Genomic DNA, 18,643 nt, shown 5'->3' on the forward strand with positions numbered 1-18,643 from the left:
ATAGTTAACGTCGAGGCTAGTTTATGCCATCAGCAGTTAACACGGCAAACGCTATTTGCGGATATCCGCTTCAGGGACTGCATTAAGGAAAGCAAATGAGAACAGTTAAGGTGTATGAGGAAGCCTGGCCGCTGCACACTCCCTTTGTTATTGCCCGTGGGAGCAGAACCGAAGCGCATGTGGTAGTGGTTGAAGTGGCAGAAAACGGCGTCACGGGTATCGGCGAGTGCACACCGTATCCGCGCTATGGTGAAAGCGATGCCTCAGTGCTGGCGCAAATTATGAGCATTGCCCCACAACTGGAAAATGGACTGACGCGTGAAGAGCTGCAAAAGCTGCTGCCAGCGGGAGCCGCGCGTAATGCTGTGGACTGCGCGTTGTGGGATCTGAGTGCGCGTCAACAGCAATTGTCACTGGCAGAGTTGGTGGGAAGTGAGCTGGCGGAAGTGGTGACGACGGCGCAAACCGTGGTGATTGGCACGCCGGAACAAATGGCGGTGAGTGCGGCTGCACTGTGGGAAAATGGCGCGAAACTGCTAAAAGTTAAACTGGATGCGCGCTTGATTAGCGAGCGGATGGTTGCTATTCGTGCCGCAGTCCCTGATGCAACGATTATTGTCGACGCCAATGAATCCTGGCGGGCAGAAGGTCTGGCGGCGCGCTGCCAGCTGCTGGCTGATTTAGGGGTGGCGATGCTGGAGCAGCCGCTGCCAGCGCAGGACGATGCCGCATTGGAAAATTTTGTGCATCCGCTGCCGATCTGCGCAGATGAAAGCTGCCACACCCGCAGCAGCCTGAAAGCGCTGCACGGGCGCTATGAAATGGTCAATATCAAACTGGATAAAACAGGCGGCCTGACGGAGGCGCTGGCGCTGGCAACCGAAGCCCGCGAGCAGGGATTTACGCTAATGCTGGGCTGCATGTTGTGTACTTCCCGGGCGATTGGCGCGGCGTTACCCCTTACGCCGCAGGTTAAATTTGCCGATCTTGATGGCCCGACCTGGCTTGCCAGCGACGCGGAGCCGGCCCTGCATTTTACGACCGGACAACTTCATCTCTAGGGTGCCAGCGCAGGAGATTGGACATGGCCAGCAGGTATTTCTCGCTCGCTTCATCTGAAGAGATGGGCGGAAATTCGGCGGTTATACAGTGTAAGTTCAGGTCTGCGCACCAGCTTCCAAATGAGCCGGGCGTTTCATAACCTACGCTGGTGACGAGGGGTAATTCAAACGACTGCGCCAGCCACGCGCCTAATTCGCTGCGTCTGGGATCTTCAATACAGGCCAGCGGATCGTGAAAAGAGACCACCCACGCAGGATGAATTCGGTGAATAAGCTGGCACAGCGCCTGGGTTTCTGGTTCTGAGCCCGGATTTTCGCCGGTCAACAACACCACATCGCGTTCTTCTGCGCTGCTGTTCCAGCGATACACCGTTTCACCCGCTTTCCAGTTGGCAGCGGGAAAGTTACGGTTTAGATCCACTCCGTTCGCATTTGCGCGCAGCCCGAGCTGGCAACCGTCAGGGTTAACCGCCAGCACCACATGGTGACGACGTAAGGAAGGATTAAGCGTACGCAATGCGCAGGAAAGGGTGACAACCGATGCGTTTTCGTCGCCGTGCGTTCCTGCCAGTATCAGACCGCTTTCACGATCGGCCGCCATTGCGGGAAACCAGATTAGCGGCGCGCCTAATAATGAACGTCCGTAATGTTCGGTTCCAGGTGGGAATGCGCCGCGCTCGGCACGGGGTCGGGTAACGGTCATAGTCATCTCTGAATGCGTGGATTGTTACTCGCAGTGTTGTGCAAAATGTATGGATAATCAAATCGTTTTCACACACTTATCTTTTCAGATGTAATATTATTTCATTGTCGAAAGTTAATTGCATTTCCTGCTGGCGATACAAATAATTACACATTCACTTAGTAGCCGGAATTGAGGGTATTTTATGCAGCATTCTGTTTCAGTAACCTGTTGTGCGCTATTGGTAAGCAGCATTTCATTATCCTGGGCTGCTGATGTTCCCAGCGGAACGGTACTGGCAGAAAAGCAAGAACTGGTGCGTCATATCAAAGACGAACCGGCGTCATTGGATCCGGCAAAGGCCGTCGGGCTTCCTGAAATTCAGGTTATTCGTGATTTATTTGAAGGGCTGGTCAACCAGAATGAGAAGGGCGAGATTGTGCCCGGTGTTGCCACTCAGTGGAAAAGCAACGATAACCGTATCTGGACGTTTACGCTGCGCGATAATGCGCAATGGGCAGATGGTACGCCGGTAACGGCACAGGATTTTGTCTATAGCTGGCAGCGTCTGGTTGACCCGAAAACGCTGTCGCCGTTTGCCTGGTTTGCTGCGCTGGCGGGTATTAACAACGCACAGGCGATCATCGATGGAAAAGCCTCGCCAGATAAGCTCGGCGTTAGCGCGATCGATGCGCGTACATTGAAGGTCCAACTGGATAAACCGCTGCCATGGTTTGCCAATCTGACGGCGAGTTTTGCTTTCTATCCGGTACAAAAAGCTAACGTTGAGAGCGGTAAAGATTGGACCAAACCGGGCAATCTAATTGGTAACGGCGCCTATGTGCTCAAAGATCGTGTGGTGAACGAAAAACTGGACGTTGTGCCGAACACGCATTATTGGGACAACGCCAAAACGGTGCTGCAAAAAGTCACCTTCCTGCCTATTAACCAGGAATCGGCAGCGACCAAGCGCTATCTTGCTGGTGATATCGATATTACCGAGTCTTTCCCGAAAAACATGTATCAGAAACTGTTGAAGGACATCCCGGGCCAGGTTTATACCCCGCCGCAGCTTGGCACTTACTACTATGCCTTTAATACCCAGAAGGGACCGACTGCCGACTCACGCGTGCGCCTGGCGCTCAGCATGACTATCGATCGTCGCCTGATGGCGGAGAAAGTTCTGGGTACCGGCGAAAAGCCCGCATGGCATTTTACGCCGGATGTAACGGCAGGGTTTGTGCCGGAACCTTCACCGTTTGAGCAAATGAGTCAGGAAGAGCTGAACGCGCAGGCGAAAACGCTGCTGCGTGCGGCGGGCTATGGTCCACAGAAACCACTTAAACTGACGCTGCTGTATAACACCTCTGAAAATCATCAGAAGATTGCTATTGCTGTCGCGTCTATGTGGAAGAAAAATCTCGGCGTTGACGTGAAACTGCAAAACCAGGAGTGGAAAACTTATATCGATAGCCGCAATACCGGCAATTTTGATGTGATCCGCGCCTCGTGGGTGGGCGATTACAATGAACCATCTACGTTCCTGTCGCTATTAACATCAACCCATACGGGCAATATCTCCCGCTTTAATAATCCGGCGTACGATAAAGTGTTGACCCAGGCAACCCTGGAGAATACGCAGAAAGCGCGCAATGCTGATTATAACGCCGCGGAGAACATTCTGATGGAACAGGCTCCCATTGCGCCGATTTATCAGTACACCAACGGGCGTTTAATTAAACCGTGGCTGAAAGGGTATCCGATTACTAACCCTGAAGATGTGGCTTATAGCCGCACAATGTATATTGTGAAGCACTGATATAGCTGGCCTGTTCGGGACGTTGCATTGGCGATTTCCCGAACAGGCAAGGCTGTGGGGAAGGTGAGTCATGAAAGCAATGGAAAAGGTATCACCCAATAGAATGGGTTACACTGTATAAATACGAATGTCGTGCGCCTGAAACGCCGTGGCATACTCTTTGCTGATATTTTCCTCGACGACAATTACATCGATATTGCTGCTTTCGGTAACAACATAACGGGCGACGGCCGGGATCTTTTCAGCCGTCAGCGCGACAATAGTTTCATTACACTGTTTGATCACCGCTTTTTTGAACTCACAATCCGCGTAATCAAATCCGGTTAAGCCGGATTCAGGCGACATCGCGCAGCCGCCAATAAATCCCTGATCGAATAAAATGCCCTGCACCTGCGAGATAGCGGTGGCACCCACGCACCCTCCAGAAGATCGTTGCACCGCGCCGCCCAGCATAATGACGTCAAACAGTGGTTTTTTTAGTAAAACGGCGGCAATCTCCGGGGAATTTGTTACCACGGTTAACGCCAGCTCGGCGGGTAGGGCTTCAGCCATCGCCAGATTAGTACTGCCCGTGTCGATAAAAATGCAGCTTCCGGATTTGACCATCCGGGCGCATCTCTGCGCGATGTTGCTCTTTTTCGCCACATTAATACTCTTGCGCACGGTGATGTCTTCGGATTCAGGGAGTGCAATGACTGCGCCGCCATAGACTTTTTTACACACGCCATCTTTACTCAGTTCATGCAGATCGCGACGGATTGTATGTTCCGAAACGCCTAACCTACTGGCGAGTTCGGAACAGATGACTCTGCCGTTTTCCTGCAAGATCTGATAGATAAGCGCCTGGCGCTGTTCAGGGAATGCTGCGTAATCGAGCATCAATACTCCAGTGAAATAAACATCGAGCAATAACAAGCATAATTGTGCATTATGGTTCACGATGTCAACATCCCTTTAGGGAACCTATTGTTTGGATACAACAAGAAGAGGTTAGCTATGAAGGTTGCGCATGTGGCGTTATGGACACGGGATCTTGAGCAACAAGCTCAATTCTGGGTCACGTTTTTTGACGCAAAGATCAACGAAAAATACTGCAGTAAAACCAATCCTGGATTTGAATCCTATTTTGTCAAAATTGGTGAGGATATCGCGATTGAGTTAATGACTAAGCCTGGACTGACAAAACATGCTCCCGACAATAACACCTCAGGCTGGGTGCATCTCGCCATTTCAGTTGGCGGCAGTGAAAACGTTGATGCCATGGCGATGCGTGCAAAAGAACAGGGGATATTAGTTTCTGGCCCGCGCACCACCGGTGATGGCTATTACGAAGCGGTGATACGCGATCCTGACGGCAACTTGATTGAAATTGTGGCCTAAGGCTTCACGCCATCTCCAGTAGAAATGTTGTACCTGTTACCGACTATTGATGAGCATGATTCATAAGGTTGTCCTTCTTTTCACCTCTAATCACCCGCCTGTCGAGTCTCTATAATTTTTATAGTTTTCAGCATCGGTGGCGCGTGCTGCCACCGTTTTGGAGAGTCGAAATGCAAAATCAACGGAATACCGTCTCCAGCGCCGGCGCGGAGATTATGAGTCAACAATTTGATGGTAACAGCGTCTTTCCTCGCGGAGAGAAAAATGAAGCGTATGCGAAATATTTCACTGGCGACAGCTATCTGACTATGCTCTCCATGGAAGGCGTGGTCATTGGTAACGTAGCATTTGAGCCGGGCTGTCGTAACTTCTGGCATATCCATCATCAAGGGGGACAAATCTTGCTGGTGACCGGCGGCAGAGGCTGGTATCAGGCGTGGAATCAACCGGCGCGCGAACTGAAAACTGGTGATGTCGTACACATCCCGGCGGGAATGAAACACTGGCACGGTGCCGCGCGTGATAGCTGGTTTGCCCATATCGCTGTGGAAATCCCGGCAGCTGGCGCATCGAACGAGTGGCTTGAACCGGTAAGCGACACTGAGTACAACCTGCTCCCCTGAGCTGTGCGGGGCACGCGTTCTGCAGGTAAAGAATCCGATGCCCGAAGTGAATCACTTTGAGCTGATTATTGATACAGTCCCGTATCTACATGACCTGAATCCGTATATTCCAACGCTGGCGCTGGTACTGCTTTGTCATTGATATTGCCTCATTGAAATAAGTGCAGAAAAAAGACGCGGATTTCCGCGCCTTTTCTTTTGTTAGTGTGTCGATGGCGATACTTCAGGATTATCCATATACAGCGTCTGGCTGGGGAACGCAAAGTCGGCGTCGTGTGCCTTGACTATCGAAATAATCTTTAAATAAACGTCCTGCTGTACCGCAAGCCATTCCTGCCACACGGTGGTTTTCGTGAAGCAATACACCATGATATTCAGCGATGAATCGGCGAATTCATTAAAATAAACCAGCAGGGTTTGTTTCTGGTCTATTCCCGGATGGTTTTGCAGCATTTCTCTGACCGACTCGACAACGGCACTGACTTTATCAGCATCTTCATATCGTAACCCGATCACCGTTTTGATGCGGCGATTCGTCATCCTTCCTGGGTTTTCTACGCTGATAGAGGAGAAAATCGAGTTCGGGACATATAACGGACGATGATCGAAGGTGTTTATTTTGGTCATTCGCCAGCCGATTTCCGTAACTGTACCTTCAATATTGCGGTCCGGGGAGCGGATCCAGTCGCCGATGCTAAAAGGTCTGTCGAAGTAGAGCATAATCCCTGAGAAAAAGTTGCTCAGAATGTCTTTGCCTGCCATACCTACAGCGATACCGCCGATGCCGCCGAAGGTTAACAGGCCGGATAAGCTCATACCGAAATGTTCGCCATACAGCAAAATGATGGCAACCACGATGGTAATTTTGATGATGCGCGACAGGATCCTCGCGCTGGTGATATCTCTGCCTTTATTAATCTGCGTCTTTTCAAACTGATTAATTACCAGAAAAAGTTTGATGGTAAGGATCAGCGCAATCAACGAGGTGCAGATAAAGTCGACCACGCTGGAGGAGATAAATTTCAGGCTGTAATTTTCGATAACGTTATTAGCAATACTGCCTAACGTCCCGATGATAATGGCATAGACAAGAAATTGCGCGGCATGAAATATGAATCCTTTGCAGCGACGCTCTCCACGATGATACCAGACGCTCATCAGAACCAGCGCGGCACAGCAGCTGAGAATTACCGTCAAATTAAACGCATTATTTATAAACAGTTCAGCGATCATGATTCTTTCAACAGCTCCGTGGTAGTGAAATATCTTCTGATATCCTAATCCTCGAATATTTTACTCAGTTCTGGCGGTCAGATCATTAATCCATAGGGGAGATATATAATGCAATTAGCGCTATTTTCGGCGAAATAGCGCTGGTATCCACCCTGAAAGCGGTTTATGTAGCAGACAGTCAGTTGATGTCATGGTATTGTTAGCGCAAAGTAACAAGGTTTTCATCTGCAAAAGGACAGTACTATGATCATGGCTAAGCTGAAGACAGCGAAGGGACGGAAGTTTCTGTTGTGCCTGCTTGGGGTGTTTATTATCGCAGCGTCGGTCGTGACGCGAGCGACGATCGGTGGTGTGATTGAACAGTATGACATTCCGCTATCCGACTGGACCGCTTCAATGTACGCCATTCAATCGGCAATGATTTGTGTCTACAGCATGGTGTTTACGATTCTGTTGGCTATCCCGCTGGGAATCTATTTCCTCGGCGGCGAGGAGCAACACTAAGCGTTTGTTATGCCGGATGAGATCGCCATCCGGCATTGAGTTGTGTGGTTAATCGTCTTCTTCGTCATCCAGTTCAACTGGCGTCTGATATTCATCCGGCTTGATGACCAGCAGGTCGCAGCGTAGGTGATCGATAACCTGTTCAGCGGTGTTACCAAGGAACGCGGCAGAAATACCGGTACGACCGACGGTACCCAGTACCACAATACCTGCCTGCAAGTGCTCGGCTAAATCAGGAATGACCTCTTCAGGTAATCCTTTTTCAACGTGCGTCACTTTCTCATCGATACTGAATTTCTGGCGCAACGCCTTCATGGCCAGCAGATGCTGTCCACGGATCGCGTCGTTATAAACGCTGGGGTCAAACTCAGGTAGTTCAATTGCGATATTGATTGGCGTAACAGGGTAGGCGCCAACCAGATGCACTTCAGTATGGTTAACCTGTTCTGCCAGTTGCAGCGTCTCTTTGACCAGTTTTTCATTGAGCGCGTTGTGATAAGGCTCTTCACTGGCGAGGTTCACCGCAACCAGCGCTTTACCCTCTTCAGGCCATGGCTGGTCTTTAACCATCCATACCGGGCTTGGACATTTGCGCAATAAATGCCAGTCGGTAGGCGTGAAAATTACGGCTTCGAGGCGGTCGTGTTGGTGTGCCATTTTGAGGACCAGGTCATGCTGAGCACTAATGACTTCCTGGATGATGGCTTCAAAGGGACGGTTGTGCCATACCACTTTAATTTCAAGAGGGATCCCTGCTTCGATGTAGTATTTTGCTTGTTCACGGATCCATGCTGTTCGCTGGCTGATGACCCCCTGACGCATTGCCGTACGCTCATCGGGCGACAGCAGGGTAGTCATCTCGTAGGAAAAGTCATAGATTGGCAAAAAGGCTTTAATTTTGCCACCAATCCGTTGATGCAAATAAACAGCTCGCCGTAATGCTGGTTGATCGTCCTGGTTTGGATCGATGACGACCAGCATATTTTTATACATAGCCATACAGGGTCTCCTTACAACTGTCATCGCAGTTTGTAATTAAAAGAGTAACCCAATAATGTGGATTGAAACAGGGGAGAACCTCCTGCCAGATCAATAAATCGGGAAAATTTAGCGATTTGACAGAAGGATAACAGAAATGCTTGCGGAAAGATTACGCAACATTACGCGTGTGGCCAGCAAGAACTGCCAGCGCGTCGCTATTCTCAATAGTTATGTATTTGCCTTTCACTGCCAGCATGCCGCTTTTCTGGAAACGACCCAACAGGCGGCTGATGGTTTCAACCGTCAGACCCAGGTAGTTACCGATGTCGCCGCGGGTCATGGTCAGACGGAACTCACGAGGCGAGAATCCGCGCTGGGCAAAGCGGCGAGACAAGTTGTAGATAAAGGCCGCCAGGCGCTCTTCTGCATTTTTCTTCGACAACAGCAGGATCATATCCTGGTCGCCTTTGATTTCGCCACTCATCAGACGCATCATCTGCTGACGCAGATTCGGCATTTTTCCGGACAGGTCATCAAGGGTTTCGAAAGGAATTTCGCAAACCATTGAGGTTTCCAGCGCCTGGGCAAAGCTCGGGTGATGTCCGCTGCCAATCGCGTCAAAACCGACCAGATCACCCGCCAGATGGAAGCCGGTAATTTGCTCATCGCCTTGTTCGGTAATGGTATAGCTTTTAATCGTTCCGGAGCGGATAGCGTAGAGTGATTTAAGTTCATCACCTGCTTTAAAGAGCGTTTGCCCCTTTTGGATAGGCTTTTTGCGCTCGATGATGTTATCGAGCTGGTCAAGCTCATGCTCGTTAAGTGTGAACGGGATGCAAAGCTGGCTGATGCTGCAATCCTGGCAATGGATAGCACAACCGCCAGACTGAATGCGCCGTATAATTCGCTTTTCCGGGATCATAGGTCTGCTCAAGCCGTAATTGATATTTGTCAATTTTAACATCTTTTTGGTGAGCACGTAAGCCTGAGCTACTCCCAATAGAGAATAATTCAGGTATAACCGGAATGAATGTTTGTATCTCCTTGATTAACCGCATTAAATTTGTGGTCACATTATGCGAAAGTGTGACGAATAAGGCATTAATTGCCTGGAATCTAGAGTAGCAAATAGCCTTCGTGACGCAATAACCACTCTTTTCGCTGTACCCCGCCAGCATATCCAGTCATGGTGCCGTTACGCCCAATGACGCGATGGCAGGGGACCACAATGCTTACCGGGTTGGCGCCATTGGCCGCACCGACGGCTCTTGCAGCACCGGCGCGCCCTAACTGTTCGGCCAGTTGACCATAGTGCATGACCTGCCCACACGGGATAGTGCGTAATGCTTGCCAGACTTCACGCTGGAAAGGCGTGCCAGCCGTTGCCGTTTCCAGCGTGTCAATAATGCTGAGATTCCCGGCAAAATACTCCGACAGTTTATCGCTTAATCCGCCTGGGTTTTTAGCTGTAATACGCTGATAACCTTCTGTGCGGTAATGAATATCCAGCAATTGTTCCATGCGATCGCGGTGCTGATCCCATTCCACCGCGCGCAGGCGAAATTGCTCATCACAAATAACCCACAGCGGGCCCAGCGGCGTGTCGATGGTATCTTCCAGTAAGTTCAGCATCCGTTTCTCTCATTACAGCGTTCAGGCGAGGTTACACATTATCACGCCAGCGACAGTCGCAGCTATACCCCTAAAAACGGATATCTGTATGTCGTGAGTAGATCTTTTCAGCGGAGCGAGCCGGGTGAATTATTGGAAATAATCGTAAACCGTTGTCGGTATAATAGTGCGCGGTTATGATAATGCTCGTCGTAATTCGCTGGAGGAAGAAACATGAATCTTGATGATGCTTCGCTGTTTCTGGATGCTATGGGGGATGTCCAACCGCTGAAGGGCTGCGCCAATGTACACTGGCAGCCAACGCGTAATATCCGCACTCCGGCGCGTATCGATACGCTTCAACTGGATAACTTTCTCACGACGGGGTTTCTCGATATTATCCCGTTGAACGAGCCGCTGGAGTTTCGTCGCGAAGGTTTACAGCACGGCGTGACTGACAAACTGCGAACCGGAAAATATCCGCAGCAGGCGAGCCTTAATCTCATCCGCCAGCCCGTAGAAACATGCCGCCAGATGCTATTCAGTTTTATTCTACAGGCACAGCAAGATGGATTACGTAACGTGCTGGTGATACACGGTAAGGGGCGTGACGATAACGCTCATGCCAATATTGTTCGCAGCTATGTGGCGCGCTGGCTGACAGAATTTGATGACGTCCAGGCCTACTGCGCCGCTTTGCCGCATCACGGCGGCAGCGGAGCATGCTATGTGGCATTACGTAAAACCGCGCAGGCAAAACAGGAAAACTGGGAGCGTCACGCTAAGCGCAGCCGCTGAGCAACGTATTTATCAGGCGGCCAATACTCTGTTCCTGCCTTCGTGCTTGGCTTTGTACAACGCGTCGTCCACGCGTTTGAATAATTCATCAATACTTTCGTTCGTTTCGTGCCGCGCAACGCCAATGCTGACGGTAAAGCGGGGAAGACCAGGGAGAGTAACCTTGGCTACCGTCGCGCGGATCACTTCTGCAAGATTGAGGGCGACATCCAGCGAGGTTCGCGGTAGCAGCAGCACAAATTCTTCACCACCCCAGCGAAAAATAAGATCGTCTTTTCGTGCACAGGATTCCAGTGTGCGGGCCAGAGCGCAAAGCACTTCATCGCCTTTTAAATGACCGAAGAGATCGTTAATGCTTTTAAAACGATCGGTGTCGATCAACAACAGACTGTAGTCCTGCGTCAATGATACCGCATGCGTCTGCTCCGGCTCGGTTACCTGATAAAAATGTCGGCGATTAAGTAATCCCGTTAAAGGGTCACGCAGAGCGGCATGCTCAAGCTCCTGTTCCAGCCGTTTTTGTTCGGTAATGTCATGAATAATGCACAACATGAGTTTATTACCGTAAATTTCAATCGGTCCGGCGTAGGTTTGCACATGACGTGAGGTGCCGTCTGCCAGTTTATGGACAAAGTGCAAAGGCTTATGGCCACCGGGCAGATGGGCGATTTCATGCATTACCGGCAATATATGGCGGCCCAGCATGTTGATCTCCCAGGTATGTTTCTGGCACATCACATCAAGGTTGTAACCATAAAAATTCAGGGCACTGAGGTTTGCATCAACGATCAGGCCATCGCGGGACGGATCAATCAGTAACATTGGCGCGGAGTTTGTCTGGAAAAAACGCGCATAAAAGCCCTGTTTTTTTCGTTGATAAGTTGCTGAACGGCTGGCTTTCAGACCTTGCGCAGTAGGCGTTTCAATGCCTTCGAAAAGGATAACATCCCCCACGCCCGGCAGAGATTTAATGGACAGGCGGCTGGCCAACGCGATTTCCTCACCATCGCGGTAAACCGTGAGGATCTCAACAACGTGATGATGATTGCTCAAGTCACTGAGATACATTGTTAAATCATTTTGAGAATGCGTTGAGAATATGCCTTTGCGCAGTGGGGAAAAACAGAGATCCTGCATTAACTCACGTGCAACGATATTAGCGAACACCAGTTCTTCGGTTTGTGGCGAAACAATCCACACCGGAAAGGTTAACAAATCCAGTGAATGCAGCTCGGTTGTGCTCATCGATAATCCCGTTATCTTTATCTGCTGTGTTGCCCGTTTAATGGCGAATATTTTAGATATTACAGTCTCACAAAGTTATTGATTGTCGGTGAGACAAGGGTTGTACGACTGGCTTTTGTTTGATGCTGTTTTCTGATTGGATCAGTTCATGAATCTTATGCGCTGGCAGCGGTTTTGCAAACAGGAAACCTTGCAGCATGCTACACCCCATCTGGGTAAGAAGTATTTCCTGCTCCTGAGTTTCTATTCCTTCAGCCACCACGCGCATATTCATGGAGTGAGCTATGTCAATAATGGTAGACACAATTTTTGTATTTTTACTGTTCTCGCTAATATCTTTGACAAATATCCTGTCGATTTTTAATTCCCGTGCCGGGAGTGACTTCAACATCAATATATTTGAATAACCAGTGCCGAAATCATCAATAGAAACGGTGATCCCCAAAGCCGAAAAAGCATTCAGGATTTCAATACTGCGTTTTAAATTTTTAAGTGCAGTGCTCTCCGTGAGCTCCAGCGTGAGACAGGCAGGTGAAAGTTGGTATTGCGCCAGGGCGTTGCAAACAACATCAATAATATCATGCTGTTCAAACTGGGCAGGGGAGAGGTTAACGGCGAGCGTCCATTCTGTATTCCCTTGTAATGTCCACTGATGCAACTGCAAACATGCCTGTTGGATAACCCATTTGCCGACGGGAATAATCAGGCCCGTTTCTTCCAGCGCAGGCAGAAATTCAGCCGGTAGCAGCATGCCGCGCTCCGGATGATGCCAGCGTAATAACGCTTCAAAACCAGTCAGGGAATGATCTCCGGCGGTATATTTAGGCTGATACCATAGCTCAAACTGGTTGCGTTCAAGCGCTTGTGAAAGTTCCTGTAGAAATGTCGGCGGCGTATCAGCGATAGCTTCCATCTGGGGACTATAAATAGCCCAGCCGTTTCTACCCGCCTGTTTGACATGATACATCGCCATATCGGCCTTCACTTTTAGCTCATGCAGTGTCGAGCCATGTTCGGGATAAATACTGCTCCCCGCACTTAACGAAACCCGAATCGTATGACCGAATAAGGTAAAGGGGTCACCGATCGCATCTGAAATTCGCGCAAGCAAGGCGGAGATAGCCTGCGGGTTGCAGTCTGGAACCAGCAAGATAAATTCATCTCCCCCCAGTCTTGCCAGCGTCATTGAATCATCAAGGCAACTGTAGATACGCTGTGTACTGGCAATCAGCAGTTGATCGCCGATGTGATGCCCCCAGGTATCGTTAACGACTTTAAAACGATCGAGGTCGATAAATACCAACGCGAAATGCTGTTGATGCAATTTGGAATGCCGCAGGCAGGCCTGTAAGCGGGTATCTATTTGCGTTCGATTAGCAAGTCCGGTCAGCGCGTCGAAGTGGACCTGATGTTCAAGCTGGCAGTTCAACTGATGCAGTTTGTCAGCCAGTCGGGAAGTGCGCAGTTGTGAATCCACCATCGAGACGACCAGCATGATACCCAAAATAATTAGCGTGACGGCGCAGACCCAGACAGAGAGTTCCAGCGTACTGAGCCCATCGTGCGCAGTGTGTCCAAAATGGGTGAACGTTGCCGCTCCCATACCGGTGTAATGCATAGAAGCAATTGCCAGCGCCATAATAAGGGCTGCAATAAGTCGGTTAATCAGCACGCGACGGGTGTTTTGGCGTAAATGGAAGGCCAGCCATAAACCTACGCCAGACGCAACGACGGCAATAATTACAGAGAGCAAAATCAGCGAGCGATCCCATGAGATGGCCACATGTTCGATAATGGCATACATGCCAACATAGTGCATCGTGACAACGCCGGCACTCAATATGCTGGTGGCAATGACCAGTCGTTTTGTTGATAGCGTATTACCGGAAATAGCGATATTGATGGCGAGAGTTGCAGAAATGAGCGCAATAAAGAACGAAAACGCGGTGAGTGATAGGTGATAATTGATCGGCATAGTCATTTTCATGGCCAGCATACCGATAAAATGCATCGACCAGATGCCCATACCCAGCGTAGCGCCGCCAGATAGCCGCCAGAAGGTAGATTCACGTTTGCTGGAGATTGCTACCTTACCCGCGCTGTCGAGGGCAATAAAGGAGGCAATAAATGCGACAACAAAGGAAATCCCAATCAATACAGGGTCCCACGACACGTGCAACATCTTACTACCTATCGAAAAAAAGCCGTGATGATAAATCTAGCAGGTTTTGTCCAGTTAACCTGATAAAACCAGGAATGTTCTTGTGTTTTTGCAATGAGTATTAGAGCGAAGGGCAAGATATTGAAAATGACAAGCCATTACTTATATAAGTATTCATAAAAATTATGTTTCTGTGTGTTTTATGCTCGTCACGTGCTCGCCATCACAATAATCTGATGGTGGGGAACATTACCGCCATTGTCGGGATAAAATGCTGACCTATTATAAATAGACAGTGTAATTTATTGACTTAAGTTAAAGGTCTGTCGGCTCTCATTGAAAGTTCAGCTTTCGTCACAGAGCAATGGAAATCTGTATTGCAGATGCTATAAAAATAACATCCACGTTATTTCTTGGTGCACAGGGTTAAAATGTTAAATGATATTAGCGTCAGAACCTTTATTATTTTATTTCTGCTCATTACAGCGGTTGCGCTCAATGTTGTTGAAATGATTTTTTCGGCTACCCCAGAAATTATTATTGGCACTAATGCGGTAAGCATTATTTCTATATTATGTTTGTGGTGGTACATGACGAAATATCTGGTCATGCCGATTAATACGGTTAAAAGAAGCATTGAAGAAGTAACATCCGGGAATCTGGCAATCAGTATTCCCGAATTTGGGAATAACTGTGCGGGTAGACTAATTCCTGGCATCAATAGCTTATCAAGTAATATTTCAGCACTCGTTAATGAGATCAGAACATCCTCGCAAACGGCGATGACGCTTTCTGAACAGCTGGCGGAACGCAGCGCCGAGCTTTCAGTGAAAACAGAACAGCAATCCGGAGCATTAATGCAGACGGCTGCCAACATGGATGAGATAGCGGTTAATACGCGGAATAATGCTGATAACACGCAAATAGCCAGCGCCCAGGCAACAATTGCCACGCAATGCGCCCGTCAGGGTGGCGAATTAATGGTGCAGGTTGCGACAAATATGCGTTCAATCACCGAATGCGCACAGCAAATGACAGAAATTATTACGCTGATAGATGGTATTGCATTCCAGACCAATATTCTGGCATTGAATGCTGCTGTGGAAGCTGCAAGGGCCGGTGAACATGGCAAAGGTTTTTCTGTGGTGGCCGGTGAGGTAAGAATGCTTGCACACCGCAGTGCAGATGCAGCTAAGAATATTAAGCAACTGATTGCTCAAACCCATCAAAATGTTCAGCAAGGCGCGGCTATTGTGCGTGAAGCTGAGAAAAACATGCATGATATTGTCGGGGGAGCCGGGCAATTAAACCAACTGATGGGCGAGATATTAACCACTACGCAGGAGCAGGAGAAAGGAATTATCAGAATTACCCATGCTCTGGCCGAACTGGAGAACGTCACCCAAAGTAATGCCATTATGGTTGATGAGCTTTCTGACTCATCAGGTATCCTGAAAAATCAGGTGATTGACCTTCAATCGCGAACGCATAAATTTCGCTTAAGTCATGCGCTTGAATCAGAGAGACGCCAGCGGGCCTGAGAGGGGCATCTCGTAACCAGCGCCGCATTCGTCGGCGCTTTTCTTATTATCAGATACTTTTTATGAATCATTTCAGCACAATGGGACAATGAGATATTGCTTAACATATTCTGACAGCTAGACTAACGAAAAAAGCTGAATGTTTGTGGAGGCGCTGTGGAAGCCATTAAGGGAACGGATGTTAATGTGCCGGATGCCGTGTTTGCCTGGCTGTTGGATGGCCGTGGTGGGGTGAAACCACTGGAAGATAACGATGTTATCGACAGTCAACATCCCTGCTGGCTGCATCTTAATTATACCCATCCTGAAAGCGCGCAATGGCTGGCGACAACGCCTTTACTTCCCAATAACGTGCGTGATGCGCTGGCGGGTGAAAGCACGCGCCCACGCGTAAGCCGAGTAGGGGAAGGTACGTTGATTACGCTGCGCTGTATTAACGGCAGCACCGACGAGCGACCTGACCAACTGGTTGCGATGCGCTTATATATGGATGAACGTCTGATTGTCTCAACGCGTCAGCGTAAAGTCTTGGCGCTGGATGATGTGGTCAGCGATCTCCAGGAAGGCACGGGAGCGGCTGATTGTGGTAGTTGGCTGGTGGATGTTTGCGATGCACTAACCGATCATGCCAGTGAGTTTATCGAACAATTGCACGATAAGATTATCGATCTGGAAGATAACCTGCTTGATCAGCAGATTCCGCCGCGTGGTTTCCTGGCATTGCTGCGTAAGCAGTTAATTGTGATGCGCCGCTATATGGCGCCTCAACGCGATGTCTATTCCCGGCTGGCGAGCGAACGTTTTTCCTGGATGACCGACGACCATCGGCGGCGGATGCAGGATATCGCTGACAGGCTAGGGAGAGGGCTGGATGAAATAGATGCCTGTATTGCCAGGACCGGTATTATGGCGGATGAAATTGCGCAGGTTATGCAGGAGTCTCTGGCTCGCCGAACGTATACAATGTCATTGATGGCAATGGTTTTTCTTCCCAGCACATTTTTAACCGGGCTGTTTGGCGTTAACCTCGGCGGTATCCCTGGCGGTGGCTGGCAGTTTGGCTTCTCACTTTTTTGTATTCTGTTAGTGGTCCTGATTGGTGGTGTTACTTTATGGTTGCATCGTAGTAAATGGTTGTAACAACAACGTTTTTTAGTGACTTTTGCGCATGAAAACGTCCTGGTTTTTGAGCGAAGTCAATAAACCATCTACCTATTCGGGGCAATATCTCTCTCGCAGGTGAATGCAACGTCAAGCGATGGGCGTTGCGCTCCATATTGTCTTACTTCCTTTTTTGAATTACTGCATAGCACAATTGATTCGTACGACGCCGACTTAGATTAGTCGGCTTTTTTTTGCCTGCAGGAAATCAGCGTCTACCCTAAAAGAGCCAACCTGAATAACTGGAGGGGTATATGAACTGTCTGATTGCAACGCCACACACTGATTCGCTACCGACCGACCCGGTTCCCATTCCCGATCCCATACCTCGTCCGCAGCCAATGCCGGATCCGCCACCGGATGAAGAGCCGATTAAATTGTCGCATCGCGGGCGCAGATCTGCGAGGATACGCGCCTGCTGATTGTGAGTTTTTACCGCGAGATTAAATTGTGACCGCTTTTTCAACCCTGAATGTTTTACCTGCTGCCCAACTCGAGAATCTTAACGAGCTGGGTTATCTTGAAATGACGCCTGTTCAGGCTGCTGCGTTACCGGCAATTCTGGCGGGGAAAGATGTTCGCGTGCAGGCTAAAACCGGCAGTGGCAAAACGGCGGCTTTTGGTCTTGGATTATTACAGCATGTTGATGTCGCGCTGTTTCAGACGCAGTCCCTGGTGCTGTGCCCAACGCGCGAGCTTGCTGACCAGGTGGCGGGTGAGCTGCGTCGCTTAGCGCGCTTTCTGCCTAACACCAAGATCTTAACGTTGTGCGGTGGGCAGCCCTTTGGCGCACAACGTGACTCCCTGCAGCATGCGCCACATATTATTGTCGCCACACCGGGGCGTTTACTCGACCATCTGCAAAAAGGCACTGTTTCTCTGGATGCCCTGAATACGCTGGTGATGGATGAAGCCGATCGCATGCTGGATATGGGCTTTAGCGATGCGATTGATGATGTCATTCGCTTTGCGCCAGCTTCGCGTCAGACCTTACTGTTTTCTGCGACCTGGCCGGAAGCCATTGCCGCCATTAGTGGCCGGGTGCAACAAAATCCATTAACAATCGAAATTGATACCGTTGACGCGCTGCCGGCGATTGAGCAGCAGTTTTTCGAAACTTCCAGCCACGGCAAAATTGCGCTGCTGCAAAAATTGCTCAGTCAGCATCAACCTGCATCATGCGTAGTTTTTTGTAATACCAAAAAAGATTGTCAGGCCGTGTGTGACGCGCTGAATGCGGCGGGGCAAAGCGCTCTCTCACTGCATGGCGATCTTGAGCAGCGCGATCGCGATCAGACGCTGGTACGTTTTGCCAACGGTAGCGTGCGCATTCTGGTTGCTACCGATGTGGCCGCGCGTGGTCTGGATATTAAATCACTTGAGCTGGTGGTTAACTTCGAACTGGCGTGGGATCCGGAAGTCCACGTCCATCGTATCGGACGTACCGCGCGTGCCGGCAACAGTGGTCTGGCGATTAGCTTCTGTGCACCGGAAGAAGCGCAGCGGGCCAATATTCTTTCTGAAATGCTGCAACTGAAGCTGAACTGGCTGCCAGCTCCCGCTAACGGCCCAATCCTGCCGCTGGAAGCTGAGATGGCGACGTTATGCATTGATGGCGGTAAAAAGGCTAAAATGCGTCCCGGCGATGTTCTCGGCGCGCTGACCGGTGATATTGGTCTGGAAGGCGCCGATATCGGCAAAATTGCCGTTCATCCGGCGCATGTCTATGTCGCGGTTCGCCAGACTGTAGCGCATAAGGCATGGAAGCAATTGCAAAACGGTAAGATAAAAGGCAAGACTTGCCGGGTTCGGTTATTGAAATAACCACTCGTCGGAGCGCCTG

At 49.6% G+C, this 18,643-nt stretch carries 18 protein-coding genes; 10 read left to right on the top strand and 8 right to left on the bottom strand.

Annotated features, from left to right (window positions below):
* The first annotated feature begins 95 nt into the window (after positions 1 to 95).
* Positions 96 to 1,061, top strand: a complete 966-nt coding sequence (ycjG, locus tag ABIE10_RS02150; protein WP_153690324.1) for an L-Ala-D/L-Glu epimerase — start codon at positions 96 to 98, stop codon at positions 1,059 to 1,061.
* On the opposite strand, the gene mpaA is transcribed toward ycjG, so the two are convergent.
* A complete protein-coding gene (gene mpaA / locus ABIE10_RS02155) occupies positions 1,036 to 1,764 on the bottom strand; it encodes a murein tripeptide amidase MpaA (RefSeq protein ID WP_016153210.1) in 729 nt (242 codons plus the stop codon). The genes ycjG and mpaA overlap by 26 nt on opposite strands.
* Positions 1,765 to 1,948: 184 nt before the next feature.
* Between mpaA and mppA the strand changes: the two genes are divergently transcribed.
* Positions 1,949 to 3,562 carry a murein tripeptide ABC transporter substrate-binding protein MppA gene (mppA, locus tag ABIE10_RS02160; protein ID WP_016153209.1) on the top strand — a complete coding sequence of 538 codons (1,614 nt, stop codon included), beginning with the start codon at positions 1,949 to 1,951 and terminating at the stop codon, positions 3,560 to 3,562.
* Positions 3,563 to 3,670: 108 nt separating this feature from the next.
* Here the strand turns inward: mppA and ABIE10_RS02165 are convergent, their stop codons facing one another.
* Entirely contained in the window at positions 3,671 to 4,441 is a 771-nt protein-coding gene (locus ABIE10_RS02165) for a DeoR/GlpR family DNA-binding transcription regulator (RefSeq protein ID WP_065554831.1), read from the bottom strand.
* 117 nt (positions 4,442 to 4,558) lie between these two features.
* Here ABIE10_RS02165 and ABIE10_RS02170 point away from each other — a divergent pair, with 117 nt between their 5' ends.
* Positions 4,559 to 4,942: a VOC family protein gene (locus tag ABIE10_RS02170; RefSeq protein WP_047358107.1), complete on the top strand. Its 384-nt coding sequence runs from the start codon at positions 4,559 to 4,561 to the stop codon at positions 4,940 to 4,942.
* Between the two features lie 215 nt (positions 4,943 to 5,157).
* The gene (locus ABIE10_RS02175) at positions 5,158 to 5,565 is read left to right on the top strand and encodes a cupin domain-containing protein (protein ID WP_029139554.1); all 408 of its coding nucleotides are present in this window, start codon (positions 5,158 to 5,160) and stop codon (positions 5,563 to 5,565) included.
* A gap of 201 nt (positions 5,566 to 5,766) precedes the next feature.
* On the opposite strand, the gene ABIE10_RS02180 is transcribed toward ABIE10_RS02175, so the two are convergent.
* Entirely contained in the window at positions 5,767 to 6,798 is a 1,032-nt protein-coding gene (locus ABIE10_RS02180) for a mechanosensitive ion channel family protein (protein ID WP_016153205.1), read from the bottom strand.
* Between the two features lie 243 nt (positions 6,799 to 7,041).
* On the opposite strand from ABIE10_RS02180, the gene ABIE10_RS02185 reads away from it, so the two are divergent.
* Positions 7,042 to 7,302 carry a DUF2534 family protein gene (locus tag ABIE10_RS02185; RefSeq protein WP_003020403.1) on the top strand — a complete coding sequence of 87 codons (261 nt, stop codon included), beginning with the start codon at positions 7,042 to 7,044 and terminating at the stop codon, positions 7,300 to 7,302.
* Positions 7,303 to 7,350: 48 nt separating this feature from the next.
* Here ABIE10_RS02185 and uspE read toward each other — a convergent pair whose 3' ends face one another.
* The 3 genes from uspE to ogt form a co-directional block, all read right to left on the bottom strand.
* Positions 7,351 to 8,301, bottom strand: a complete 951-nt coding sequence (uspE, locus tag ABIE10_RS02190; protein WP_016153204.1) for a universal stress protein UspE — start codon at positions 8,299 to 8,301, stop codon at positions 7,351 to 7,353.
* 151 nt (positions 8,302 to 8,452) lie between these two features.
* On the bottom strand, positions 8,453 to 9,205 hold the full coding sequence (fnr, locus tag ABIE10_RS02195; RefSeq protein ID WP_003020397.1) for a fumarate/nitrate reduction transcriptional regulator Fnr: 753 nt from the start codon (positions 9,203 to 9,205) through the stop codon (positions 8,453 to 8,455).
* A gap of 194 nt (positions 9,206 to 9,399) precedes the next feature.
* Positions 9,400 to 9,915: a methylated-DNA--[protein]-cysteine S-methyltransferase gene (gene ogt / locus ABIE10_RS02200; protein ID WP_016153203.1), complete on the bottom strand. Its 516-nt coding sequence runs from the start codon at positions 9,913 to 9,915 to the stop codon at positions 9,400 to 9,402.
* A 213-nt stretch (positions 9,916 to 10,128) separates the two neighbouring features.
* Between ogt and smrA the strand changes: the two genes are divergently transcribed.
* Positions 10,129 to 10,692, top strand: a complete 564-nt coding sequence (gene smrA, locus ABIE10_RS02205) for a DNA endonuclease SmrA (protein WP_181636651.1) — start codon at positions 10,129 to 10,131, stop codon at positions 10,690 to 10,692.
* Positions 10,693 to 10,704: 12 nt separating this feature from the next.
* Here smrA and ABIE10_RS02210 read toward each other — a convergent pair whose 3' ends face one another.
* Positions 10,705 to 11,937 (bottom strand): GGDEF domain-containing protein, encoded by a 1,233-nt coding sequence (locus ABIE10_RS02210; protein WP_016156622.1) that lies wholly within the window; start codon positions 11,935 to 11,937, stop codon positions 10,705 to 10,707.
* 67 nt (positions 11,938 to 12,004) lie between these two features.
* Complete coding sequence (locus ABIE10_RS02215; RefSeq protein ID WP_429154551.1) at positions 12,005 to 14,119, bottom strand: putative bifunctional diguanylate cyclase/phosphodiesterase; 2,115 nt, start codon at positions 14,117 to 14,119, stop codon at positions 12,005 to 12,007.
* Between the two features lie 410 nt (positions 14,120 to 14,529).
* Here ABIE10_RS02215 and ABIE10_RS02220 point away from each other — a divergent pair, with 410 nt between their 5' ends.
* From ABIE10_RS02220 to dbpA, 4 genes are all read left to right on the top strand, one after another.
* Positions 14,530 to 15,639: a methyl-accepting chemotaxis protein gene (locus ABIE10_RS02220; RefSeq protein ID WP_094761295.1), complete on the top strand. Its 1,110-nt coding sequence runs from the start codon at positions 14,530 to 14,532 to the stop codon at positions 15,637 to 15,639.
* Between the two features lie 156 nt (positions 15,640 to 15,795).
* Positions 15,796 to 16,779, top strand: a complete 984-nt coding sequence (zntB, locus tag ABIE10_RS02225) for a zinc transporter ZntB (protein WP_016153198.1) — start codon at positions 15,796 to 15,798, stop codon at positions 16,777 to 16,779.
* A gap of 275 nt (positions 16,780 to 17,054) precedes the next feature.
* Positions 17,055 to 17,222: a hypothetical protein gene (locus ABIE10_RS02230; RefSeq protein ID WP_016153197.1), complete on the top strand. Its 168-nt coding sequence runs from the start codon at positions 17,055 to 17,057 to the stop codon at positions 17,220 to 17,222.
* Positions 17,223 to 17,250: 28 nt separating this feature from the next.
* The gene (gene dbpA / locus ABIE10_RS02235) at positions 17,251 to 18,624 is read left to right on the top strand and encodes an ATP-dependent RNA helicase DbpA (RefSeq protein WP_047498663.1); all 1,374 of its coding nucleotides are present in this window, start codon (positions 17,251 to 17,253) and stop codon (positions 18,622 to 18,624) included.
* Positions 18,625 to 18,643 lie beyond the last annotated feature (19 nt).

Source organism: Citrobacter sp. 506 (genome assembly GCF_050434985.1).
GTDB lineage: Bacteria > Pseudomonadota > Gammaproteobacteria > Enterobacterales > Enterobacteriaceae > Citrobacter > Citrobacter braakii.